This window comes from Streptomyces sp. NPDC059679, from assembly GCF_042734105.1.
Classification (GTDB): Bacteria; Actinomycetota; Actinomycetes; order Streptomycetales; family Streptomycetaceae; genus Streptomyces.
This window is the reverse complement of sequence record NZ_JBHWES010000055.1, coordinates 1-23,086: the sequence shown is the minus strand read 5'-3', so window position 1 is coordinate 23,086 and position 23,086 is coordinate 1. Positions and strand designations below refer to the sequence as shown.

Here is a 23,086-nt window from a genome sequence, read left to right as displayed (position 1 = left end):
ACTCTCGGCATGCCGGGCCAGACCCTGCCCCGCCTCCTCAGGAGTGAAGCTCTTCGCGCCCTTCCCGGAAGGCTGCGACGTGCGGGACGAGGTCGGACGGGCATCGTCACCGCGGGGCCGGGCGCTCCTCTGGCCGGCGGGCTGGTCGCCCGAAGAGTGTGTCGTGGTGTGGGTGACACTGTCACTGCCGTTGTTGGCGCGCAGGTTGCCCTCACCGGCACCCGAACCCTTGCTGCCGACGGGCGGCTTCCAGCCAGGGATGTCGTCGAGCCGCGCAGGCCGGTCGTAACCAGGGCCCGAACGCGCGGACGGCCGGGACGTGGCACTCGTGTCGGAGCCGGGCAGCTTGCTGCTCCCATCCGGACGCGGCGACGTCTGACCGTGTGGGTCACCCTGCCCCCCACCCGGCCGACGCCCCGGCTCGGCAAAACCCGAACCGTCCGAACCACCGGTCGGCCGGCTCTGGGACGGGACAGGGGAGTTGGAGCCGCGGCCACTGGGCGGCCCACCGGCGGGCTGGGAGTCCGGGGGGGTGACCCGGGAGCCGTCGGGGCGCCTGGTGACGGGCGGGGTGAGGCCGGCCCCGTCCCCGGAGCCGACGGGACGCGTGGTGACCGGCGGCTGGGGGGCAGGGGTGCTGCCGCTGTCGCGTCCGGCCGGACCCGGCTGGGGGGTCGAGCCGGGGGTCTCCGTCGGCGAGTTCCCGCGGCCCGGTAGCGGGGTGGAAAGCGGTGCCGTGGAGGAACCGTCGGACTTCGTCCCTTGGGCGGGCATACCGAGGTCGCCCGAACGTCCGTTGCCGGGGCCGCTGTTGGTGGGGTGGCTGTCCTTGACGGAGACGCCGTCCCTGCCGCCGGACGGAGGGGGAGCCAGCGATCCGTCTCCCCTGCCCAGGCCGTCAGGGGTGGGCAGGGAGAGGTCGCCGTCAGGCGTCCGGGACAGAGGCGGAACCGTCCCATCGCCGCCACCCGGCGTGGGTTTGACGGTGGACGGGGTGACACCGGGGGGCACGGACGCCGGCGGGGCGTCGCCACCAGGAGTGGGCTTGGGGACGAAGGAGCGCCCCGCACCGCCGTAATGCCAGCCCATCATGCCGCCGCCGTGCGCGCCGAAGCCCGCCCCGACGATCGCGCTGATGGCCACGGTCCAGGTCACGTCGAAGTCGGCACCCGCGATCTCGGCGCCCAGCGCGCCGAGACCGAGGTCGAGGCCCACCTCGACCCCGGCACCGACAACGGCGCCCCCGACGGCACCGGCGATCGCGCCCCCCACGGTGCCGAGCCGGCTCCCGATCGCGGTCACGATGGGGATGAGCCTGGCCAGCAGCGAACCGACGAGCGACATCACTCGTGCGAGGAGCGGCCCGAGGCCGATCAGGACGAGCCCGAAGATCACGCCCAGGATATCCGCCCACATGGCGGCGTTGAGCTGCTCCGCGTACTCCTCGGCCGCCTTGTACAACTCGTCGGCGTAGCGGTTGATCGTCTGCCCGATCGTCCACGCCTTCTCGGCGGCGGCGTCGAAGGTCAGGGCGAGCCCTTCCTCCCACGCCCGGCGCGCCTCATCGCCCGCCGCCCCGGTCATGCCGATCCCGTCCACGTGGCCATTGACGGCGACTCGGCGCTCGTGAAGAACGTCACCGAGCTGGATCCAGGCGTTGCCCAGGGCGTACATCTCCTCGACCTTGATGTCGCCGAGTACGGAATCCGCGTCTTCCATGGTGAGGCCGCCCTCCCTGGGCGTGATGTGTTCGACGGTCGCCTGACTGGTGCCGTACCGGGTGGTCTGTGGAGGTGGCTAGGTCCGGATCACGGGCTGTGTTCGCGTCGTGGGCGGATCCTCGGCGCGGGGTTCGCCGGCCCGCCGATCACCGGCAGCGGTGCCGGACGGCGCTGCGGACTCCTCGGCCGGCACGTCCCGCTCGTCCACGGCGACCTGGACGAGGGTGGGCTCGTGGCCCCGGCGGACCAGCGTCCCGCGTCCGGGCTGACGGCGGTACGCGCGCTGCTCGTTGATGAGGACCCCTTCGCGGTGGTCGCCGGACAGCAGCAGGCCACCGGAGCCGATCTCCTTGAGCTTGCTCAGCAGCGGGTCCGACAGCAGGGCTCGGGCGGCGCCACCGACCCGGCGGGCCAGTACGAGATGGAAGCCCAGCTCGTCCGCCTGCGGGATGAACTCGGCCAGCGGAGCCAGCGGTCCGCGTCCCATGCTGCCCGCCGCCAGGTCGTAGTCGTCCACGACGACGTACAGTTCGGGGCCCTCCCACCAGCCGCGCTCGGCGAGCTGGGTGGGGGTGATGTCGGCCGGAGGCATCCGGGAGCGCAGGGTCTCGGCGAGGGCCCCGACCTGTCCGGCGACCAGGTCGGAGTTGCCGCCGCGGGCACCGATGTACTCGTCGGCCACCACGCCCAGCAGACTGTGCCGGTAGTCGACGATCATGAACCGTAGCTCGTGGGCGGTGTGGCGGGCGGCAAGTCCGCGCATCCAGGCACGCAGGAACGCGGTCTTGCCGGATCCCGAGTCGCCGAAGACCACGAAGTGCGGGTCGTTCGAGGTCAGATCGAGTCCGACGGGAGCCAGGTCGGACTCGCGCAGCGCGACGGGTACCTCGCGTTCGCCGAGGGCCGCGCCGTGGCCCTCCCAGCGTTCGGCGGGCGTCGGCGTTCCGGCCGCGGACAACTCGCGGACGGTGATCCGGTCGGGCAGTACGCGCAACGCCGGGGCCGCGGCCCGCGGCCAGCTCTCCGCGATCCTGGACACCAGCCGGCGCTCGGCGTCGGCGATCCCGTCCATGCCGTCCACGCCGTCCAGCCGGGGCAGCGCGATGTGGTGGGTGAGTCCGGGTGAGGCCAGCCCCCTGCCTGGAACGCTCTGGCCCAGGGCACGGGCGGCGGGGCGGCTGATCTCGGACTCGGAGGGGTCGTTGAGCCACAGTTCGAGACGGCCCGGAATGTTGTCGCGCAGGCCGACGCGGATCTCCGCCCACCGGTTGGCGGTCAGCCACAGGTGGACTCCGACACCGAGGCCGCGGGCGGCGATGTCGGTGAGGGTGGTGACGGCGTTGTCGTCGGAGGTGTGCAGAGCGGCCCAGTTGTCGACGACCAGCACGATGTCCGCGGCCCGCACGCCCTCGGGAAGGTCGCCCTCGGCGCGGCGGGTGCGCAGTTCGGCCGCCGACTGGATGCGCAGGTCGCGGAACATCCGCTCGCGCGCGGTGACCAGTCGGCTGACCTCGGCCAGCACCCGGCGCACCCGCTCCCCGTCGCGGCGGCCCGCGATGCCGGCGACATGGGGTGCGTCGCTCAGTCCGTGCAGCGAGCCGCCACCCATGTCGATGACGTAGAACTGCAGTTCTTCGGGGGTGTGGGTGAGCATGGCGCTGAGCATCGCGGTACGCAGGAAGGTCGACTTGCCGCTCTGGGGTGCGCCCACCAGCGCGATGTGCCCCTGCCGTCCCGTCAGATCCGCCGTGAGGGGGATCTGTTCCTGGCGCGCGGGCACGTCGATCACGCCGATCGGGAACACCAGCCGGCCCCCGTAGGGCCACAGGGAGCAGCGCACGCCCAGCTCCGGGTCGACCTCCGGCTCACCGAGCAGCGAGCTGAGGGCGAAGTGCACGGGCAGCGGGGGCAGCCACACCTGGTGGCCCGGGACGTCCTTGTTCACCAGTCGCTCGACCGCGATCTGCAGCTCGGTCGCGCCCCCGTCCGGGGTCCACTCCCAGCGGGTCGCCTCGCTCTCCTCGGGGGCGAGCGGGGCGAGGTCTCCGTGCACGGCGAAGGGAACCGGTTCGGCGGCCGCGGCAGCGGCGTCGGAGTCCTGCTCGCGGTAGGGCGCCGACACGTGCGCGACGCGGAAGCGCTCGTAGACCGACTCGTCGACTTTCAGATAGGCGGAGCCCGGGATGGGGGGCAGCGCGTAGGCGTCGGCGGTGCCGATGACGGCACGGGACTCGGCGGCGCTGAAGGTCCGCAGGCAGATCCGGTAGGACAGGTGGGACTCCAGGCCGCGCAGCCTGCCTTCCTCAAGGCGCTGGGTGGCCAGCAGCAGGTGCATGCCGAGCGAGCGCCCGACCCGGCCGATCTGGACGAATAGGTCGATGAAGTCCGGCCGTTGGGAGAGGAGCTCGCCGAACTCGTCGACGATGATGAACAGGTAGGGCAGGGGGTCGAGCGGTTTGCCGTTGACGTCGGTGCCACCGGCGGCCTGACGGAGCTGGTACTCGCGCACGGAGTCGACGTTCCCGGCCTCTCGCAGCATGCGCTGTCGGCGCTGCTGTTCGCCCTGCAGGGCCTTGCGCATCCGGTCGACCAGCGCGAGGTCGTCGGCGAGGTTGGTGATCAGGCCGGATACGTGCGGCAGTTCGGTGACGCCCGCGAAGGTGGCGCCGCCCTTGAAGTCGACGAGGACGAAGGCCAGGTGCTCCGGCGCGTGCACCATGGCCATACCGGTGACGAGGGTGCGCAGCAGCTCGCTCTTGCCGGACCCGGTGGCGCCGACGACCAGCCCGTGCGGGCCGATGCCGCCCTGCGCCGACTCCTTGAGGTCGAGGTGCAGCGGTTCGCCGGTGCCGGTCACCCCGATGGGGACGCTGAGAAGGTCCTTCGCGTCGGGGCTGCGCCGCCCGGCGGCCGGGTCGAAGGCCGCCATGTCCGCGAAGCCGAGCATCCCCGAGAGGGAGACGTCCTCGGCGAGGACCTGTTCGCGTTCGCCGGACAGCCTCAGCGGTGCCAGCGCACGCGCGGTGGCCGCCAGGACGGCGGGCGCCGGCTCGTCGACGGCACCCCTCTCGATCGCCGCGTACAAGCCCGGCATGCGTCCCTCCAGGACGAGTCCACCGCGTGCGTCCGTACGGGCGCGTACGTCGACCCGGCCCGGTTCGGAGCCCTCCTCCTCCACGAGGCACACCACGTGCACCCCCAGGTCGGGTCCCGCCTCGGTGAACAGGTCGGCCAGGAGTGCGGAACGGGCCCAGGAGGCCCCGGGCTCGTAGTCGTCCAGGAAGACGACCAGGTGGCGGCGCGGGCCGCTCTCACGCTGGGCGATGAGACGGCCGTTGCGTTCGGCGCGGGCCGCGACCGCTTGGTCGAGGGCGGCCCGCAGTTGATCGTGGAGTCCGGCGAAGTCGTCGGCGAGCAGGGGGACGACCTCCTGCTCGCGGCCCTGTGCCCGCGGGTCAGGGTCCTGGGTGTGCGGCAGCCACTTCGCCCAGTCCCAGGCGGAATTGCCGCCGGTGACGACCGCGACCCGCACGTCGTCGGGGGCGTGCAGCACCGAGAGCTGCAGCAGCAGGGTCTGGGCCAGCTCACGGGTGCGCGGGCGCGGCCCCAGCAGACTGACCACGCCGGACGCCCGCAGGTCCAGCCAGGCGGCCTGGCCGTCCACCGTGCTGTGCGCCTCGACGAGTTCGGCGGCGGCGTGCTGGCACTGGATGTCGACCTCGATGGTCGGATCACTCTGCTCCGGGACGCGCAGCGCGTCGGCCAGCGGCACCGTGCCGGTGCCGAGTCGCAGCTGGAGGAAGTCGGTGTCACCGGGGCGGCGTTCCCACACCCGGCGTCGCTGGGTGGCTATCGCCCACAGCCGCTCGGGGTGCGGATGCCGCCAGGCGTCGGCGGCCTGCTGGCCGACCCTGCTCAGCTGAGCCCGCTTGCGTACACCGGCCAGGTACTCCAGGTACCGCTCCCGCTGCCGGAACTGGTTGCGGCGCCGACTGCTCCGCAGCTGCATCCGCACACCGATGGTGATGCCCACGGACACCACGACGAAGGCGAACCCCAGAAGGATCATCCATGCCTTGCCGTAGGCCACCATGTACGCGGCCATGCTCACGCTGGACAGCAGCGGCAGGAGAAGCATCAGCCAGCCGGCCGCGCCCTGCGGCTGGGGCCGCTGGGGCGGGGAGACCAGTTTCGTCATGCCCTCCGGCATCGGTGGGGGCGTCATTCGGACGGGGCGGTGGAACGGGGTTCGACTCACGGTGGCTGCCTAGCTGCCTGTCGGGGTGGGGGACACGGGGAGTGGGAGAAGGCGGTACTCAGTAGGGGAAGGTCATGGTGACCGCTGTCCGGTTGGTGTCGGTGACCTCCCCGGGATCACCGCTGCCCGTCGCGGTCAGGTTGGTGATGAACTCGGTGAAGATCTTGGTGACGCCCTGCTCGGCCACGCTGAAGTTGCCCCAGGCCATGCCGACTCCGTCCGCCAGCGTGGGCAGGACCCCCAGGGACGGGTCCTCCTCGGTGCCGAACAGCTCGGTCATGACCCGCGTCCACTCGTTCTGCACCTTCTCGGCGTCCGAGGCGGCCTGGCCCTGCCACGCCACGCGCAGCCCGTTCAGTGTGGTGTGAATGGTGCCGATGCGCTCGGCGACGGAGTTGGAGAGTTCGACCAGTGACTTGGACGTGACGTTCAGGCCGGCCGGGGACACATCCATGACGGAGATGTCGTAGTTGGCGGCTTCGCTGTCAGCCATGACTCACCTTCCTCGGGTGATGATCCGGATTATCTGGAATGTATGAGGTGATTCCCTCAAGAGCGTGAGAAACACTGATAATTCATCACATAAGCGGTTAGCCTGGCGGTGGTTCTTCGGGGCCGTCGCCCCGCAGGCCGCCCGGCATGCCGCGTCACCCGCACACCGGGCCGGGAAGTCGACGCGTGAGAGACGAAGGAGACAGCGTGACCGAACCGATCGACTCGAAGTACGACGAAACACCGCTTCCCGAGCCGGAGATGGTGGACGAGGACGGCGACGGAGCCGCCGATCCTTCGGAGGACAACGGCAAGGACCTCAGCTACCTGGTACCGGATCCAGAGGTCGTCTGGGACGTGCCGCCCTCCTTCAACATCGACCCGAAGGACCTGTCGGGGGGCGGGGACGGACCCCAGTCGGAGGAGATCACCGAACCCTCCGGGGATCTGAGGGTCGACCTCGGCGCGCTGCGCACCGCGGAGAAGTCGATACTCACCGAGGCACGCGGCGCGGTGGACAAGTACGAGGAGGTCCGCGCCCTGGTCGCAGCCGTCAAGGACACCGTCTTCGGACAGGGCGCCAAGGACGCGTATGAGAGAGGGGGAGACAACAGTAATTCGATGTCGTACGACCCGCAGCAGGGCAAGTCCGTTGACAACCCGTTCGCCGAGACCGGCGAGACGTTCGCCGCCGAGATGAACCCGGCCATGGAGCGCGCGCTGCTCGAAGTCGGCTCCACGATCGAGAAACTGGGCGAGTACATCGCGCTGCTCAACCACTCCGGCCAGGTCTACGCGGAGGCCGACCGCAAATCCCGCTTCCCCGCTCCTCCGGCCAAGGCCTGAACCGGCGGGCCGCGCCGCCCCGTTCCGCAGGTGCGGAGCGGGGCGGTCGTGCGCCGTGCCGCGCCGGGACGCCGCATGCTGGACGGCGCGCGGCGTCCCGGGCGCACCGCGGCGCCGCTCAGCCATCCGACTGCTCGTCGGTGACGTTGCCGTAGTTCGTGCCCTCCGCGTTGTGGTAGTTCGAGTACGTGGTGTTCATCCGGCGGAGGATGTCCTCCATCAGTGCTTCCAGGTCGTGCTGGCAGGTCAGGAACCACGACTTGATGTCGTCGAACGTGGCGTAGGACGGACTGTTCCATGAGGTGCCGATGTCGTTCATCTTGGCGGCGATCGACGCCATGCCGGTCGTGATCTCCGTCGACTCCCGCCCCACAGCGCCGATCGCCTCCTTCAGCGCCGCGAGGTTCGCGAGCCAGTCCTGCGTGCTTTGTTCTGCCATCTGGGAGACACCTGTCTTTCACCCGGTCCGAAGTCCTCTGGCGTCCTGCCGCTCCGTCGTGCTCAGAGAACCTCTTCCGGGGGGAGGTCCACGGGCAGGAGAGTGGTGAGCAGTTCCTCGTCGGCCGATGCGAGATCGACGGCGCTCAGCCCGAGTTCGGCCACGCGCTGCGCGTGCCTCTCGGTCATCCGCTGGAAGACCTGCCGGGCGCTGCGTCCGTTGCCGAACTGTTCGCCGCGCGGCAGCATCTCGAAGTAGTCGTGCAGCGCGGCGGTGGTCTGCGGCGCGAAGGTGTACTGGTGGCTGTCGGCCTGGTGCTCGACGATGCGCACCAGCTCGGACGAGGAGTAGTCGTCGAAGTGCAGGGTGCGGGTGAAGCGTGAGGCCAGGCCGGCGTTGGACTCCAGCAGCCGGTTCATCTCGTTCGGGTATCCGGCGACGATGACGACCACCTCGTCACGGTGGTCCTCCATCAGTTTCACCAGCGTCGAGACGGCCTCCGAGCCGAAGTCGGTGAACTGGCCCTGGGGCACCAGAGAGTACGCCTCATCGATGAAGAGCACCCCGCCCAGGGCGCGCCGGAAGACGGCGGTCGTCTTGGGCGCGGTGTGCCCGACGTACTCCCCGACCAGGTCTCCCCGGTCGGCCTCGACCAGGTGACCACGGCTGAGCAGACCGAGCGCCGCGAGGAAGCCGCCGTAGAGGCGGGCCACGGTGGTCTTGCCGGTGCCGGGATTCCCCGCGAAGACCAGGTGCCTGCTCAGCGGCGGCGGAGCCAGCCCGGCGTCCTGGCGGACCTTGACCATCTGCATCAGCTTCGTGAGCGTGACCACATCGCGTTTGACACCTTCCAGACCGACCAGCCGGTCGAGTTCGGCGCGGAGTTCCTCCAGCTTCGCCGCGGCCGCCTCGGGGTCCTGCTCGCCCTCCCCCGCGGTGCCGCTGGTGGCCACCGCCCTGCGGACGCCGGGCACCGGAGTACTCCCCTGCTCCGCCGGCGGGGGCGGCAAGGTCGGCAGCACCGGATCGGCCACATCCTCGACGTGACAGTCCTGCGCGTACACCTCGGCCTCCTCGTCCCGCAGCAGGTCCGTCTCGGTGCCGTCCACGGCGCAGCGGCGCAGCACGATCCGGGAGCGGGCACCGGCGTAGACGGCGGGGAAGCGGCTCTTGGTGAAGTGGCAGTCCTCGTATCGGCCTTCGCCGCCGTCCCCGACGTACAGCGCGTTCTTCGCCGCGGACTCGACCGTGAGGCCGTGGACCGTGGGACGGGCCCCCGCGTACACGATGACACCGCTGCCCCGCGACTCGCGTACCGCGCCGCCCTCCACGAGGACGGTGCTGTCCTCCTCCAGGAGCAGACCTGTGGTGGCGCCGGTGATCGTCACGTTCTCCAGCAGGGCGCCTGTGTCCCGGCCGACCCGGACACCGGTCTCGCCGATGGAGGTGACGACGCAGTCCGCCAGCAGCGGCCGGTGGGTGGTGATCAGGCGTACGCTGTCGCGGTCGCCTTCTATCCGGCAGTCGCGCAGGGCCGCGTCGCCGCCCTCCACGCACAGCCCCGTCAGCTCGACCTCGGTCACCTCGCACCGCTCCGCCAGGAGTTCGGCCCGTTCGGTGACACGTGCACCGTACTCGGGGGTGCCACCGATCGCGCAGTCCCGTGCGTTCACCCGCGCCGAGCCGCCCAGATGCACGGCCGTGTAGGCGGTCTCCCGCACGGTGCATCCGGTCAGTGAGACCTCGGCCTCGCCGGTCGCGTACAGCCCGTTGGCACCGGTGCGGGCGAAGGTGGAGTCGCGCGCGGTGGCGTTCCCGGCCGCGCTGACGACCAGCGCGGTGTCCACACAGTCCACGGCTCGGACGGAGACCAGTTCCGCGACGGCCTCTCCCGTGACCAGCACCGCGGCACCGGTGGTGCGGTGCACATGGCAGCGGTCCAGCACGATCGCGCTTGCGTCCTCCGCGAGTACACCGGAGCGTCCGGTACGGAAGATCTCACAGTCGCGCAGCCGTACGCCTTGGGTTCGGTCGGCGGAGCGGCCTGCGGCATCGGCCGAGGAGGAGGCTGCCACCGGGATCCGGTCCTCGTCGGAGGGACCAACGTCCCACGGCCACCGGCCCTGCGGGCTCGGGGAGCGGCCCGCCGTGCCGCGTACCCAGACCCCCTGACCGCTCGCCTCGTACAGGCGGCACTCGCGCAGCGCCGCGGAGGCGTGTCCGTCCACGAGGACGGCGGCGGCGCCGCTGCCGCGTATCTCGCAGCGGGTCAGAGCCGCGTACGCCCCCGCGGTCACCACGATGCCGCGCCCGGCGACGCCGTCCACGAGCGCGTCGGTCAGTTCGAGGGCCGCCTCGTCCTCAACAACCACTCCGTCCCCGGAGCAGCCGCCGACCGTCAGGGCCTCCAGCGTGGTGCCGCTGGTGCCCGTCAGACGCACCGCCATGCCCTCGGCCTGCCGCACCGAACAGCCGCTCAGCAACGGAGCCGCCGCAGCGGCGACCTCGACGCGACCGCCGGTGATCTCGCAGTCCCGCAGCACCGGTTCACCGCCGCGCAGCAGCACCGCGGCCTCCCGGGGCGCGGGGGAGACGAGGGTGAATCCGCGCAGCTCGGCGCGGCCCGCGTGCACGGTGACGGCCGGGCCGCGCGGCGCGACCAGCCGTACGGTGCCCTTGGCGACCAGGACGATGTCCTTCTCCAGCACCAGGCTCTCGGTGTACGTACCGGCCTGCACGGTGATCACCCCGCCGGGCTTGGCGTCCCTGACGGCCGCACCGATGGAGCGGTGCGCGCCCCAACTGCCCGGTGCCACACGCTGTGCGACCGACTTCACCTCACGCATTCTCGACCGGTCCGCCCCTCGATCACAGGTCGCCGCCGAGGTTGGCCAGCCAGCCGAAGAGGCCGGAGACACCGGCGGTCAGCGGCAAGGCGACGACGGCGAGAGCGGTGACGACGGCCCCGGGCCAGCTGGGCCGCTCCGGCTCGATGGGACGAAGGGCCGCGCCGAAGGCGAGAAACAGCCCGCAGGCGACTAGGACGACACCCGCCGCGAAGCCGGCCAGCGGGCCCGCGGTGCGCGAGTCGAAGAGGTACTCGGGCACCCGTACGGCCAGCGCGAGCAGCCCCAGAACTCCGGCGGACAGCTGCGGGATCACGCCGGACAGCACGCGCACCGAGCCGGCCTGGAGCAGCAGCCCGACGCTGACGCAGGCCACCAGGAAGAGGGCGTACACGTCCCGCGAGGTGGTCAGGGTGAGCAGGGCGGCCGTGAGGATGGTCGCGGTGACGATGCTGAGGAAGGTGAGCAGCCCATTGCCTCGGCGGACGACAGCGGCGACGTCCTCGCTGCCCAGGGCGGGGGCGCCGGTGTCCGGACCGTCGGGCACGAGCACCGCGATCTGGCTGGTGATCCGGGGCAGCAGCCCTGTCAGCACGAACAGCACCAGGGCCACCACCGCCGCCGAGCTGATCAGACTCGCGTCCAACACGGCCAGCGGCACCACGAACAACGCGGTCACCAGTGTCAGAGTCAGGAGTACCACCGTGGCAGGAACCAGGAAGGCGACCACTCCGGCGAGCGCGCCGATCACCGCGGCGCCCATCACCAGGACCGAAGTGGCCACCGGGCCATGGACCGGCGCTCCCAGGCCGGCACAGGCCAGCAGCGGGCAGGCGGCCAGCGCGAACAGCTGGCGCACCGAACGCGGCAGCGGCCAGTTCTTGCGCTCGGAGTACCAGGCGAGCAGCACCGAGCACAGCGCGGCCAGAGCGAAGAACAGCACGGTCACGCCCGCGATCCGATGCGCGCCGAGCCAGGCGGCCGAGATCACCATGACCACCAGACCGGCGCCGAGAACGCTCTGGGCACGCCGGCGGGCGCTCCACAGGCCGCCGTCCTCACGGGCGTTCGCGATCTGTTCGTCCAGGTCGGTGACGGTCAGCTCGCTCAGCTCCGCGGCCCGCTGGTCGTGCAGGTACAAAGTGGCACCGTCCACGATGCCTGCCCCCGACAGCGTGTCGCCGGGGGCCATCGGGGAACCTCCCGACAGCGTGAGTGTCCAGACCGGGGGCATGCCCTCGGACTCGGGCTGGCCGCACAGGGTGGCGAGTCGCGGGACGTATTCGGCGATCGGGGCCTGGGCTGGGAGTGCCAGGTCGACCTGCCTGCGTTCGCCGACCACGGTGACCCGGCAGCGTTCATCGGGCATGGACGTTTCCTTCGGTGTTCGGACAGCGGAGCCGCAAAGAGAAGGGGGTGAGAAATGAAATGCGGTGCTTCACTGCCGCCAGGTGGACACGTTCGCCCACTCGGCGTCACTGTAGTTGTTCCAGTTGACATTCATGGCCTGGGCAATGCGGCCGAGCACGCCGTCCTCTCCGAAAAGGCCGTTGGCCGCCAGGTCCCATTCGTTCTGCATGTCCTGGTAGTAGGTGGCGGCCTCGCTCTCCCGCCACGCGTCGACCAGCGGCGACAACTTGTTTTTCAGCAGCTGGAGTTCTGTGGTGATCTCCCCGGCTCTGGCGTTGATGGTGCTGCCCGCGGCCTCAAGCCCTTCGCCTACGTAGATCGGCGTGCCGTCGATGTTGGCCATGAATCGCTCCTCGAACGCGCCCCGCCCTGCGGATGAACGCGCGGATGAATCGGCTGGATACGCGGATGGATCAGCGTGCGGATCAGTTGAAGTTCGTGCCGGCCGGGGGCTTCGGAACGTCTTCGCCCAGCTGGGTGAGGTTGTTCAGGTTCTGCTGCTCGGTGTCCTTGTAGTTCACGTAGTTGCCCTGAAGTCCCTTGGAGATTCCGTCCAGGGCGTCGTTGAGCATGCGGGCGTAAACGTCGTACTTCGCCATCAAGTTCTGGAACTCGGCATGGGCTATACCCTGCCAGCTCTGCTCCAGGCTGGTCACATAGAGCTTCAGATCAGCCAGTTGTCCGGCGATCTCCGTCGCCGTGGTAGCCGTATTGGTGGAGGCATCAGCCAGGTACTCCGGTGTCACCCGGTACGTCACACCACCGACGCTTACGGAAGGCTCGACAGCCATGAGTGGATTCCGCCCTTCTCGACCGTTGTTCGGTAGTCAACCATCTCCGTGACAATGACCGGACCGAGTGAGCAGCACCTGGGCATCTTCTGAACACAACAGGTGGGACGTGCCCAGTTTGCCGGGCCCCGCGCCTTCGCACGGAGTTCGAGCCCGACCTCGTGGATGTGCTCGTGCAGTCCCTGTGTGCGGCGGTCACGCGCGAGTTGGAGCGCACACGAGTGCTCAAGGGCTGGTCGAAAGAGGAGGAGGGCGGCGACGCACGGACGCGGCCCCTGGATGACCTGAACCCAACCGCCCTGGCCCCGTTCAAGCGTCATTCTCGGACCAGCTCGAACTCCTGCGCAGCGAAGCCTTGGCCATGACGGTGAACTCGTCGATGACCACCTCGAACGCGTCGGCCTCGATCCCGTCAAGCGCGGCGTGCGCGATATCGGCGTGGGGCCGTCCCGGGGACGTGCGAGCCGTTTGTCGTCGCGGTGTCGGCCGCTCCCGGGTGTACCGAGGTGACAAGGGTCCGCTGGCCGGCCAGTTCCCGGCGCAGCTCATCGCTTATGCTCCGGACAGCGGCCTTGGAGGGCCCCTGGGCGCTGCCGCCGGGGAAGACGAACCAGGACGCCGAATAGGCTATGTTCAAGATGGCGCCTCCGCCGTTCCTCGCCAGAACCGGGGCGAAGGCCCGGATCATGGACAGGGTGCCCCAGAAGTTCACGTCCATGGCGACACGGACATCGTCGATGTCTCCGAGCAGGGCCGCACCCCCGATGCCGGCATTGTTGACGAGCAGATTGACATCGTCAGCCTTTTTAGCGGCGTCTGCTACGGCGTCAGGGTCGGTGATGTCGAGAGGCAAGACCTCAACACCGTAAATGTTGATGGATTCCGGCCGACGCGCGGTCGCATAGACGGCGGCCGATGCCGCGATTGGCTCCGGTGATCAGTGCCGTGGCTTTACTGAGATTCACGGACATACATTAAAATCTGATGTGCGTGAGGTCCAGAGCTCAACTGACGTGGCAGACAGGATGCGCACCGCCGAGGCCGCCTGCGGCGCCACAATACCGGCGGCAATTCCCAGCCCTCTGTCGAGCGGGTGAGGCCACTCCATTTACCGGGCTACACAGCAAAGCGAACCCGCACATCCTGTCGTTCATGGACACTCTGGTCATGACATGACGGCTTCAGATGAGCGCTAGCGAGTCCGTTCCATCTGCTTGCCCTCTTTGAATCCTCTTCTCGCCCTGCTGCGCTTCGACGCCTTGCGAGCCATATGGATGAGGTCCCGTTCTTCATGGGTGAGGGTGGACGTCAACTTGGCGTTATTCATCCACCCGTTGAGCAGAGCATGTGAACCCCCCAGCCGGAGGGAGTAGGACCACGCGCTTTCCCCTCTCCGGTTTCCTTGCCATCCGGCGGCCCACTTCAGCAGGTGAGCGATTTTCTGTGCTTGACTGTAGCGAGTTGAACTCATCGGCCTGAATCGGTCAGTTACGTCACGTCCAGATCTTCTATGGTGCCCCGGCTGAGGCGCTTCACGGCTTCGACGACACGAAGTTCTCGGCGCAGGTCGTCGGAGCCGGTCGCCTGAAGGGCCGGCCCGGGAGGGAGGCGCGTCGGCGGGCAAGGCCCCCGTCCCAAAGGGACCTGGGAACCGTCGCCGCCGAAGGCACCGGCGGACCACGCCGGGCGCTCGGCTGGAAATCCCAGCCGAGCGCCTGCGTACATTGCCCACGGCCTGACCGGTACTACCGCGTGTTGCGACGACCGCCTGGGGGCGCCGGCTCCCGCCGGGCCTCGGAGGGGTCACCCGGACCGTGTCAGCCGGCCGGGGTCATTCGATCAACCGCCAGCGGCTGTCGTCCCGCGAACCGCACGAGCCGATCACCAGCCGCTGGTCCGGCTCCTTCTTCTCGGCGCCCAGGCCATTGACCTTGAGGCACAGGTGGTTGCTGGCATAATTGCGGATCCTGACGCTGCCGTCCCCGGCCGGGTCGAACCACCACAGCTGGTTGTCACCCATGGTTCCGGTGCAATCTGACTCCTGGAGCCCGGTCCCCGCAGGCTGTCCCCCGCGGGTCAGCAGGTCGATGCACAGACCGTCCTTGAGGTTGGCGAACTGCACGAGATCAGTGCCGCCAGGGCCCGCGTCGGGACGAGGGGACGTCATCCTCCACAGCTGGTTGTCCTTGTCGGTGCCGTCGCAGTAGTACTGGTTGACGTGCTCACCCTTCTTGCCCGCTGTGTAGAACGGGACATCGGCGCACAGCCCGGTGAACACGTTCTTCAGCAGCAGCGTACGAGGGACGGCCGTCAGCTTCTGCAGCTCGGCCTTGGCCACGTCCTCCGTCCGCGTCTCAGGGTGCTTCTTCGTCTTCTTCGTCGGGGAGGCCGACGGGGTGACGACGGGGTCGGGCACCTGCCGCTCGACGGTCGTGCCGGGCTTCTTCTTCGTCTCCTTCTTCGTCATCTTCGGTTCGGGAGACGGTGACGGGGATCTGGTGAGCTTCTTGTGCGCCGCGGCCTGCTCGGCCGCCAGCTCCGCCTTCTGCGCCTCCTCGTCGGCCTGGTAACTGCGCCACGCGCCCACCCCCAGGGTGGCGCCCGCGGCGAGCGCCAGCACGGCCACCGCGCCGGCGACCCGGGTCCCCATTCGGGGGCGCTCCCCCCGCGGCTGGGTACTGGTCGTCAGCGCGTCGACGAACCGCGCCCGTTGCCGCCGTTTCGTTTCGTCTTGGTCGATTTCACTCAATGCCGTTCCCAACTCGCAGAGGCTTCAACAGTGGGTGTGCCGAAGCGTCCGTCCTGACCGCTCCGTTCCCGCCCGGGGGGCGCGCGAGGCCGGTCCCAGGACGCGAAGACCGCCGCCGGAGCACGGGGCGGGCGGAGACCGGGCGGGATCCGACTCATCACGGCACCGGACCGTACAGCTCGCGCTCCCGCAGCAGTTCCGCCGCCGTCACCAGCGAGGCGGACAGCCGGCGTCGGTAGGTGCTGAAGGACAGCGCCGCCCGGTTGGCCGCGGCCTGCTGGCTGCGCGGCCCGCTCAGATAGGTGATCTCCAGGATATCGGCCAACTGCCGCCGACCGGGCTGCGCCCGTAACTGCGAAACGGTCTCCGTGAGTACCTGGCGCAGCTCGGCGGGGCCGGCGTCGGACGCCACGAGCCGGGTGCGCAGAAGCGCGCTGCGCGCCAGCTGCTCCGGCTCCGAGAGCTTTTGGTAGGCGTATTTGACGGCACCCACGAACTCCGACCACGGCATAGCGGGTGTCACCGGCTCGGCGGCCGGAGCCGGGGCCGCTGCGGGATCGTCGGCCAGCAGCCGGGTGCTCAGTGCCTCTGCCCAGCGCGCGAACGGCATGCTGCGCCAGTCCCGCACGAACGAGAAGATCGGTTCACCGTCCGCGCAGGTGACCGTCTCCCCGGGCCGCTGGTCGTACAGGCCGAGCAGCCGCGACAGCTCCTCCTGCTTCTGTGCCGCGCAGGTCCAGCTCACCGCGATACCCGGCGTGGTCGCCCACAGGGTGGTGAGCGCGAAGCACGCCGCCACCGCGCTGCCGGTGCTCCAACGCCCCAGCAGCAGTTGCCCGGTGCGTCGCAGCGGCGACGACCGGCCCGTGACGTGTTCGAGCGCGGCGTGCGCGACCGGATCGTCGGGCAGGTTCGTGACGCCCGGTTCCAGACAGGGCGCCACGAGTGTGCCGACGACGCCACCACGGTCGTCCTCAGCGACGATGAACGCCGAGGGCTGTCGATCCCACCACTGCCGGGCGAGACGGCCGGCCGCGACACCGTGCTCCTCCTCTATGGCGGCCAGCACCGGGTACAGGTCCTTCGGGCGTGCGGACCGCAGCTGGAAACGGTCCGCGCCGTTCCAGTCCGCCGCCTCGCGGACGACGGAACTCGCCCTCCCGAGGTGGGCAAGACCGGCACCGAACGCCCAACGGCCACCCGTACGCTGGGTCAGCCGTTCGGCCAGGTGGGCGTGCAGCCGGCGGAAGAGGCGCTCGTACTTCTCCGGATCGCGCCAGCGCAGATCGACCAGCAGTGCTTCTCGCACCAACTCATGCGGTATGAGACCGGCGGCTGTGCTATCCACGAACGACAGCCCCTGCAGCCAGGCGAACAGTACCTGGGCCTCGGCCGCCGGCACATCCAGGGTGCGCCGCACCAGTTCCTCGGTGGTGACCCGGGCCAGCGCCAGTACCTGGAGCGCGTCGGTCCTGGCCGGTGCCGGGGTCTCCCTCAGCAGCAGCCTCAGCAGCTCCCGTGCCAGGTCAGGCGAGTCGCACAACTCCCGCCCGCCGCTCGGCCCGGCTGTCCCCGCGGATGCCTCACTGGCGTCGGCGAAGAGCGCCAGAGCGAGTGGGAGTCCATGCGAGGCCCGTACGATGTCGGCCGCCGAGGTCTCCGGCACATCCCGGTTGCGCAGGAGCAGGAACGCCTCGGCTTCGTCCATGCCCGACAGCCGCACGCTGCACAGCGCGTGCCACCACTGCGGGTCGGTGCGCCACTCGGTCTCCGGGGGCCGACGCGAGCCCACCACGACGAGCAGGTGCGTGGGCATACGGGGCAGGAACTGGTCGCGCAGCCACCACTCCAGTGGACCCAGCGATTCCGCGGAATCGATCAGCAGCAACTGCGCCTCTGCCGACGGTCCCTGTGCCTCCAGCGCGGCCCAGAAGGCATCCGGTGTCGCCTGCGTAAAGCGCATGTCGATCGTGCGTACGACAGCGCCCTGCGTCTGCGCCTCGTCTGCGAACCGCAGCAGCAGGGTGCTCTTGCCGACACCCCCCATGCCGTGTAGCCACACCACGAAGCAGCCCCGGGCCTCGTCACGCATCAGCTCACGCAGCAGTCGCAGTTCGGCGACGCGCCCGGTGAAGGATTTTCTCCGCAGCGCGGCCAACACGTTTCCGTGGGAGTCGACAGACATGGGCTTAGGTACTTCCGTATCTTCCAACTTGTGAACTGCTGTTGATCGGTCACCCCCGCATGGAGCGTGGCCTCACCGCCTGAACCGCTCCGCAGAGCCGGAACGACACCTCGCAGCCGGCTGGCTGTGATGGCGGCCGCGTCATCCACCGGCCCCGACCGCACCGCGTCCGGGATCGCGGTCTGGGACGTGGCACCCCAGCCCAGTCGAATGCACCCGACATTGCTTCACTTCAAAGGCTAATTTCGGTTTTGGTACAAGAATGCCGCCTGAGTGCCCAGAACCCACCGGTGACGACGGCGACGCCAGCCGATGTGGGGGAATCGGTCATACGTCTCTCCCTTTTGATTCTCCTGCATCCGATCAGCAATTGGTTGGTATGTCAACTACTGGGGAGCGTGCACCGAAGCATCGGCGGCGCCCAGCCGCTGCCTGGCGCGGGTCAGCGCCGAGCTGGTGGGCAGCCGCTGCACGCGCACAGGCCCGGCAGGTGCCACAGCTTCTGCGTCAACGTGCGCAGAACCGACCGGTACCCCGGCGGCCCGGCACTGTCGGAACCGCTGAACAGGCACAACGCGAGAACGAAGTAGACCACCGCCCGGGCCGGCAACAGCCGCCGACGACGCTCGCCGCAGCCGGTCAACTCCACGTCCTCGTCCACCAGTTCAGGACGGATCTCCTCGGTCAACACGCCGAGCCGGACGTGCTCGCCAAACCGCTTCTCCGGTGGCGCCACCTGCCCGTTCAACGGGACCGGGCCGCTGTCAGCGATGGCATACGGCATACGGGCGATGGCACACTGAACACCCAACGGAGTTCCCTCACGGACAGTCGGGATCTTGGTCGATCTTCCGTCCTACCGGGAACTCCGTTGCCCTGTCCCTGCCTCCGCCGACACGTCACCAGAAGTGACGTATCACGCAAGCCTCAAGCGCCTGACCTGCACTGACGTGCCAACTCACCGGCATTGCTGCCACCAGCGGAAACGCCTCAGCGCTCGCCCGTCCCCGGGCTGGATCCGCCGCACGGCCCGACGACGCTGCCACTCTTTGAACATGTCCCGGTTCCCGTTACTCGCTCGGCTCCGCCGCGCAGGCGAGGTCCTGCGGCGGTCGTTGCCCAGTGGTCAAGAATGCCGTCACCGCGTCGTTCGCGCACGTGTTGGGGCCGAACGGATAGACGCCGTGCGCGCCCTGGTCGGCCGTCACCATCGTGGCCCGCTTCCTGAACGCGTTCCGCAGCTTCTGGGCGCCGGCCAGCGGTGTCCCCGGGTCGCGTTCGTTCTGCACCATGAGCACGTTCGACGGGCCCCGGTCACCGATGCGCACCGGCGGTTCGACCCGCTTGTCCGGCCAGAACGCGCATGGTCCGATGCTGGCCGTGACCCCGCCCAGCATCGGGTACTTCAGCCGGTCGACCGCGACGTTGCGCTGATAGTCCTGGACCATCCCCGGCCAGCGTGTATCACTGCATATCACTGAAAAGCGGGAGGCCATGCTGTTCTCTATGTTCTCCGGCAACGGCAGTGTGGGCGGCAGAGGCCGGTCCCTCTTGAGCGCTTGCCAGGTGGCGGCCAGCAGCGGCATGGTCGCATCGCTGTAGAGGTACTCGAACGTGAGCCCGCGGAACAACGTCCCGTCGATGCCCTGGACCGGCTTCGCCTCCAACCGCTTCGCGAGGTCGAAGAACTCCGCGGTCACCTGCTCCGGCGTGGTGCCCAGACCGTACTCGGGACGGGCGGCCGCGAACGCCGCGAAGTCCGGGAACCGGTCCTCCATTCCACGGGCGAACAACCGCATGGCCGTAACGTCGTAACCGCCCGGGCCCAGGTTGCTGTCGAGCACGACCCGGTCGCCGCGTTTGGGGAACATCGTCGCGTACACCGCACCGAGGTAGGTGCCGTACGAATGACCGAGGTACGAGAGCTTCGGCTCGCCCAGCGCCACCCGGATCCGGTCCATGTCGCGCGCGGTGTTCGCGGTGGTGGTGTGCGGCAGCATCCACGCCGTCCGCGAGGTGGCGCACTGCTCGGCGACAGTCCACGCGTACCTCGCCTCCCGCGCGACATCGGCCGCGGTGTGCGCGTACGGCGGGAAGTTGCGGCGTGCCTGCTGTTCCGGCGTCAGATCGCAGGTCACCGGCGCGCTGCGGCCGACGCCGCGCGGGTCGAAGCCGATCACGTCGTAGGAGTCCAGCACCTTCTGAGGCAGCCCTGAGCCGGCGAGAAGGGCCGGGTAGTCGAGTCCCGTACCGCCGGGGCCGCCTGGATTGGTCAGCAGCACGCCGCGGCGCTGCGAGGGGTTCTCGCTCGCCAGTCGCGAGATCGCGACCTCGATCTGCCGGCCGTCGGGATCCCGGTAGTCCAGGGGGACTTCGAGCGTCGAGCACTCAAGACGGGGCGAGGCGATGTCCTCCGGGCACGGGCCCCACCGCACGGTGTCCGGCGTCGTCGCCAACGACACTCCCGGAATCGCGGTCACCGCCACCGCGGTGGCGGCAAGGGCGAGGGAGAGTGTTCTGCGCATCTGATGTCCTCCTGAAGGGGCGCATGGGGACGCCGGAACGAGGGCTCGAAACGCCCGCCGTCAGGTCCTGCCGGCCCGTGGAGGCCGGCCGGACAGGACCTGGCCGCGTGCCGGATTGCGTCAGGCCGTTTCTCGGCAGCGGATCTCTCCGGAATCACCGGCCCGCCCGACGTCCGGTTCCCGGTGGGTGTGTGCCCAGCCACCGAGCACCATCGCGACGAGCGCGATGGCTCCGAGAAGAGTCATCCGGCCGGCAAGGCCGCCCGGGACCCAGTCGAAGATGCCCCACAGCAGCTCGGAGTCCCGGTTGAGCAGACCGCGGATCACCGCTTGGGCGGCCAGGGCCGTGATCACCATCCCCGCCGCCTCAAGGGCTCCGAAGCCACCCTCGCGCATCGCGCTTCTCCGTCTCGTGTCCGGTTGTCTCGGCACGTGAACGAGTCTGTCCGTGCGGCGCGGCCTCCACATCAGCCCGATGGCTCGAAAGGCCTTCGACCACAGGCGAGACGGTCATTCGACTTTGGTCCAGGGCGTATCATCCCTCGGTCCGACTCACCGGACATACGGTGTCGCGATAATGACCAGGTGGACACGGACGTCGCACCATGGCTCGGATGGTGGCCGCAGGCCTGGCGGCTGGCAGCGGCCGCGGCAGTGGGCATACCGGTCTGGCTCGCCACCGGTGTACTGCTGAAGTGGCAGGCGGCCGGAACGGGCTCCTGGTTCCTGATCGGTGATCCGCTGGTGGCGCTCGGCTGCTTGACGGCGCTCGTGTGGCGGCGGCGGTTCCCGCTCGCCGTCGCCATGACGGTCGCGATCGCGTCGACCGCGTCGGCACTCGCCACCGGCGCCGCGCTCGTGGCGCTGGGTTCGGTCTCCGCCCGTCGCCGTCCGGTGGAGATCGAGGTCGTCGGGCTGGTCTACGTGACCGCGTCACAGTTCGCCGTCGGGCTCTACCCGGTCCAGGGGCCGAGCCCGCCCGGCCCGTGGTGGGTCCAGCTCGCGTTCTCGGCACTGACCGCGGGCATCGCGGCGGCCGTGGGCATGGCCATCGGCGCGCGGCGTGCCGAAGTGCGGTCCCTGCGGGACCGGGCGGAGAGCGCGGAACGGGAACAGACCGCGCGAGCGGCGCAGGCACGGGCCCTGGAACGCAACCGGATCGCGCGCGAGATGCACGACGTGCTCGCGCACCGGATCTCCCTGGTCGCCATGCAGGCCGGGGTGCTGGACCACCGCGGCGACCTCACAGCCGAGGAGAACCGCGTGCTGCTCCGCTCCATCGCCGACGGCTCCCATCAAGCCCTGGAGGAACTACGGGATGTCCTCGGTGTGCTCCGGGCCGACCCGACCCGCCCGGAACCACCACAGCCCTCCCTCGACCGCATCCCCGAACTGGCAGCCGACGCCCGCGCATCCGGGCTGGACGTCACACTCACCACCAGCCTGACGGCAGATCCGCCCGACGTCGTAGGGCGAACCTGCTACCGGATCGTCCAAGAAGGACTGACCAACGCCGCCAAACACGCCCCGGGCGCACACATACACATCACCCTCGAAGGAACAGAAGGCGACAAACTAGAGGTCAGTGTCCGCAACTCCCCAGCCATCACAGAAAACGTGCGACCGCCGGCGTCGGGATTTGGCCTGCTCGGCCTCGGCGAACGAATCACCCTCGCCGGCGGAACACTCGACCATCACCCCACACCCGACAACGGATACGTCCTCACCGCACGACTACCCTGGCCGAACCCCACCCACGAAAAGAGAACATGAGTGGACAGCGAGCGGGAGCCGGTGCGCGTCGTCATCGTCGACGACGACCAGCTGGTGCGTGTGGTGCTGCGGCTTGTCATCGACGGCGAACCGGACCTGACCGTCGTCGCGGAGGCCGCCGGCGGGGACGCCGCGATCACCGTGGTGGATGAGCAGCGGCCGGACGTCGTGCTGATGGACGTGCGGATGCCCGGCCGTGACGGTCTCAGCGCGACCCGGGAAATCCTCACCCGCCGGACGCCACCCCGGGTGCTCATGCTGACCACGTTCGACTCCGATGCTCTGGTGCTCGGCGCGCTGGACGCAGGAGCACTCGGGTTCGTCCTCAAAGACACCCCACCGCCGCGGATTCTCGATGCGGTGCGGACCGTCGCGGAGGGCAACCCCGTACTGTCTCCAGCGGCCACGGCACGGGTGATCGCCGCAGCCACCGGTCCACGATCCTCCTACGCTCGCGACTCGACCCGCGAAGCCGCACGGAAACAGCTGGCCGCGCTGACCGAACGAGAACTCGAAACCGCCCGGGCCATCGCGGACGGGCTGGGCAACCCGGAGATCGCCCGGAGGCTGCACATCAGCATCGCGACCGTCAAGGCACACACGGGCAACCTGTTCGCCAAGCTGGCGGTCGAGAACCGGGTACAGATCGCGCTCCTGGTCCGCGACGCGGAGGAATGACTGACCCCGCGACGAGGTGAACCTTGAGCGGATCCGCCACGCACCGGCCGGTCGCTCCGCCGCTCGCCCGGGCATTCTGTCGGACGCATGCCGGCCGCCGCTCGTCTCACGGCGGGCGGCGGACTGTACGGGTCCGCTGTCCGCCGAGCACCCGTCGGTCGAGTGCGGACGAGCCGGACAGACTCCCCGGCCATGCTGTGCCGTTCGGAAACTCATCGCTGCTGCTCGGAGCGGGTCTGGCGTTCCATCACGGTCTACTGGAACCCTGTCCGGGTGATCGTCTCTCTGGTGTACCAGGTGGCTCGGAAGCTGCTCGCGTTCCCGGCGTTGCTGTTGCGTCGGGACGCGGCCAAGGACGCGGAACTGCTTGTGC

Annotated in this window: 16 protein-coding genes and 1 pseudogene; 3 read left to right on the top strand and 14 right to left on the bottom strand. The window is 69.6% G+C overall.

Annotated elements, in window-relative coordinates; genetic code table 11:
* From ACFV2X_RS40050 to ACFV2X_RS40040, 3 genes and pseudogenes are all read right to left on the bottom strand, one after another.
* A pseudogene (locus ACFV2X_RS40050) lies at positions 1-1,719 on the bottom strand (hypothetical protein); the annotation flags it as partial.
* A gap of 78 nt (positions 1,720-1,797) precedes the next feature.
* Complete coding sequence (eccCa, locus tag ACFV2X_RS40045) at positions 1,798-5,919, bottom strand: type VII secretion protein EccCa (protein WP_385626228.1); 4,122 nt, start codon at positions 5,917-5,919, stop codon at positions 1,798-1,800.
* Positions 5,920-6,037: 118 nt separating this feature from the next.
* A complete protein-coding gene (locus tag ACFV2X_RS40040) occupies positions 6,038-6,472 on the bottom strand; it encodes a WXG100 family type VII secretion target (RefSeq protein ID WP_385626227.1) in 435 nt (144 codons plus the stop codon).
* Positions 6,473-6,678: 206 nt separating this feature from the next.
* Between ACFV2X_RS40040 and ACFV2X_RS40035 the strand changes: the two genes are divergently transcribed.
* The gene (locus ACFV2X_RS40035; protein WP_358646206.1) at positions 6,679-7,317 is read left to right on the top strand and encodes a hypothetical protein; all 639 of its coding nucleotides are present in this window, start codon (positions 6,679-6,681) and stop codon (positions 7,315-7,317) included.
* 118 nt (positions 7,318-7,435) lie between these two features.
* On the opposite strand, the gene ACFV2X_RS40030 is transcribed toward ACFV2X_RS40035, so the two are convergent.
* The 11 genes from ACFV2X_RS40030 to ACFV2X_RS39980 all read right to left on the bottom strand — a co-directional run bounded on the left by ACFV2X_RS40030 (position 7,436) and on the right by ACFV2X_RS39980 (position 20,658).
* Positions 7,436-7,756: a hypothetical protein gene (locus ACFV2X_RS40030; RefSeq protein WP_385626226.1), complete on the bottom strand. Its 321-nt coding sequence runs from the start codon at positions 7,754-7,756 to the stop codon at positions 7,436-7,438.
* 62 nt (positions 7,757-7,818) lie between these two features.
* Positions 7,819-10,602, bottom strand: coding sequence for a right-handed parallel beta-helix repeat-containing protein (locus tag ACFV2X_RS40025; protein WP_385626225.1), 2,784 nt, complete (start codon positions 10,600-10,602; stop codon positions 7,819-7,821).
* Positions 10,603-10,624: 22 nt separating this feature from the next.
* On the bottom strand, positions 10,625-11,971 hold the full coding sequence (locus ACFV2X_RS40020; RefSeq protein WP_385626224.1) for an EsaB/YukD family protein: 1,347 nt from the start codon (positions 11,969-11,971) through the stop codon (positions 10,625-10,627).
* Positions 11,972-12,040: 69 nt separating this feature from the next.
* Positions 12,041-12,355, bottom strand: coding sequence for a WXG100 family type VII secretion target (locus ACFV2X_RS40015; protein ID WP_311729912.1), 315 nt, complete (start codon positions 12,353-12,355; stop codon positions 12,041-12,043).
* Between the two features lie 82 nt (positions 12,356-12,437).
* Positions 12,438-12,803 (bottom strand): WXG100 family type VII secretion target, encoded by a 366-nt coding sequence (locus ACFV2X_RS40010; RefSeq protein WP_358706825.1) that lies wholly within the window; start codon positions 12,801-12,803, stop codon positions 12,438-12,440.
* A gap of 412 nt (positions 12,804-13,215) precedes the next feature.
* Positions 13,216-13,656, bottom strand: coding sequence for an SDR family NAD(P)-dependent oxidoreductase (locus tag ACFV2X_RS40005; RefSeq protein ID WP_385626223.1), 441 nt, complete (start codon positions 13,654-13,656; stop codon positions 13,216-13,218).
* 978 nt (positions 13,657-14,634) lie between these two features.
* Positions 14,635-15,453 (bottom strand): RICIN domain-containing protein, encoded by an 819-nt coding sequence (locus ACFV2X_RS40000; protein WP_385626222.1) that lies wholly within the window; start codon positions 15,451-15,453, stop codon positions 14,635-14,637.
* Between the two features lie 256 nt (positions 15,454-15,709).
* Entirely contained in the window at positions 15,710-17,737 is a 2,028-nt protein-coding gene (locus ACFV2X_RS39995) for a hypothetical protein (RefSeq protein ID WP_385626221.1), read from the bottom strand.
* Between the two features lie 442 nt (positions 17,738-18,179).
* Positions 18,180-18,521 (bottom strand): transposase domain-containing protein, encoded by a 342-nt coding sequence (locus tag ACFV2X_RS39990; RefSeq protein ID WP_385626220.1) that lies wholly within the window; start codon positions 18,519-18,521, stop codon positions 18,180-18,182.
* A gap of 286 nt (positions 18,522-18,807) precedes the next feature.
* Positions 18,808-20,262, bottom strand: a complete 1,455-nt coding sequence (locus tag ACFV2X_RS39985) for an alpha/beta hydrolase (protein WP_385626219.1) — start codon at positions 20,260-20,262, stop codon at positions 18,808-18,810.
* A gap of 120 nt (positions 20,263-20,382) precedes the next feature.
* Positions 20,383-20,658: a hypothetical protein gene (locus ACFV2X_RS39980; protein WP_385626218.1), complete on the bottom strand. Its 276-nt coding sequence runs from the start codon at positions 20,656-20,658 to the stop codon at positions 20,383-20,385.
* A gap of 189 nt (positions 20,659-20,847) precedes the next feature.
* On the opposite strand from ACFV2X_RS39980, the gene ACFV2X_RS39975 reads away from it, so the two are divergent.
* Positions 20,848-22,035, top strand: coding sequence for a sensor histidine kinase (locus ACFV2X_RS39975; RefSeq protein ID WP_385626217.1), 1,188 nt, complete (start codon positions 20,848-20,850; stop codon positions 22,033-22,035).
* Complete coding sequence (locus ACFV2X_RS39970) at positions 22,036-22,713, top strand: response regulator (RefSeq protein WP_385626216.1); 678 nt, start codon at positions 22,036-22,038, stop codon at positions 22,711-22,713. It abuts the gene before it with no gap.
* Positions 22,714-23,086 lie beyond the last annotated feature (373 nt).

Coding starts and splice junctions, on each gene's coding strand:
- eccCa (WP_385626228.1), bottom strand. CDS start 5,919: ATGACGAAACTGGTCTCCCCGCCCCAGCGGCCCCAGCCGCAGGGCGCG.
- ACFV2X_RS40040 (WP_385626227.1), bottom strand. CDS start 6,472: ATGGCTGACAGCGAAGCCGCCAACTACGACATCTCCGTCATGGATGTG.
- ACFV2X_RS40030 (WP_385626226.1), bottom strand. CDS start 7,756: ATGGCAGAACAAAGCACGCAGGACTGGCTCGCGAACCTCGCGGCGCTG.
- ACFV2X_RS40025 (WP_385626225.1), bottom strand. CDS start 10,602: ATGCGTGAGGTGAAGTCGGTCGCACAGCGTGTGGCACCGGGCAGTTGG.
- ACFV2X_RS40020 (WP_385626224.1), bottom strand. CDS start 11,971: ATGCCCGATGAACGCTGCCGGGTCACCGTGGTCGGCGAACGCAGGCAG.
- ACFV2X_RS40015 (WP_311729912.1), bottom strand. CDS start 12,355: ATGGCCAACATCGACGGCACGCCGATCTACGTAGGCGAAGGGCTTGAG.
- ACFV2X_RS40010 (WP_358706825.1), bottom strand. CDS start 12,803: ATGGCTGTCGAGCCTTCCGTAAGCGTCGGTGGTGTGACGTACCGGGTG.
- ACFV2X_RS40000 (WP_385626222.1), bottom strand. CDS start 15,453: ATGGGGACCCGGGTCGCCGGCGCGGTGGCCGTGCTGGCGCTCGCCGCG.
- ACFV2X_RS39995 (WP_385626221.1), bottom strand. CDS start 17,737: ATGTCTGTCGACTCCCACGGAAACGTGTTGGCCGCGCTGCGGAGAAAA.
- ACFV2X_RS39990 (WP_385626220.1), bottom strand. CDS start 18,521: ATGCCGTATGCCATCGCTGACAGCGGCCCGGTCCCGTTGAACGGGCAG.
- ACFV2X_RS39985 (WP_385626219.1), bottom strand. CDS start 20,262: ATGCGCAGAACACTCTCCCTCGCCCTTGCCGCCACCGCGGTGGCGGTG.
- ACFV2X_RS39980 (WP_385626218.1), bottom strand. CDS start 20,658: ATGCGCGAGGGTGGCTTCGGAGCCCTTGAGGCGGCGGGGATGGTGATC.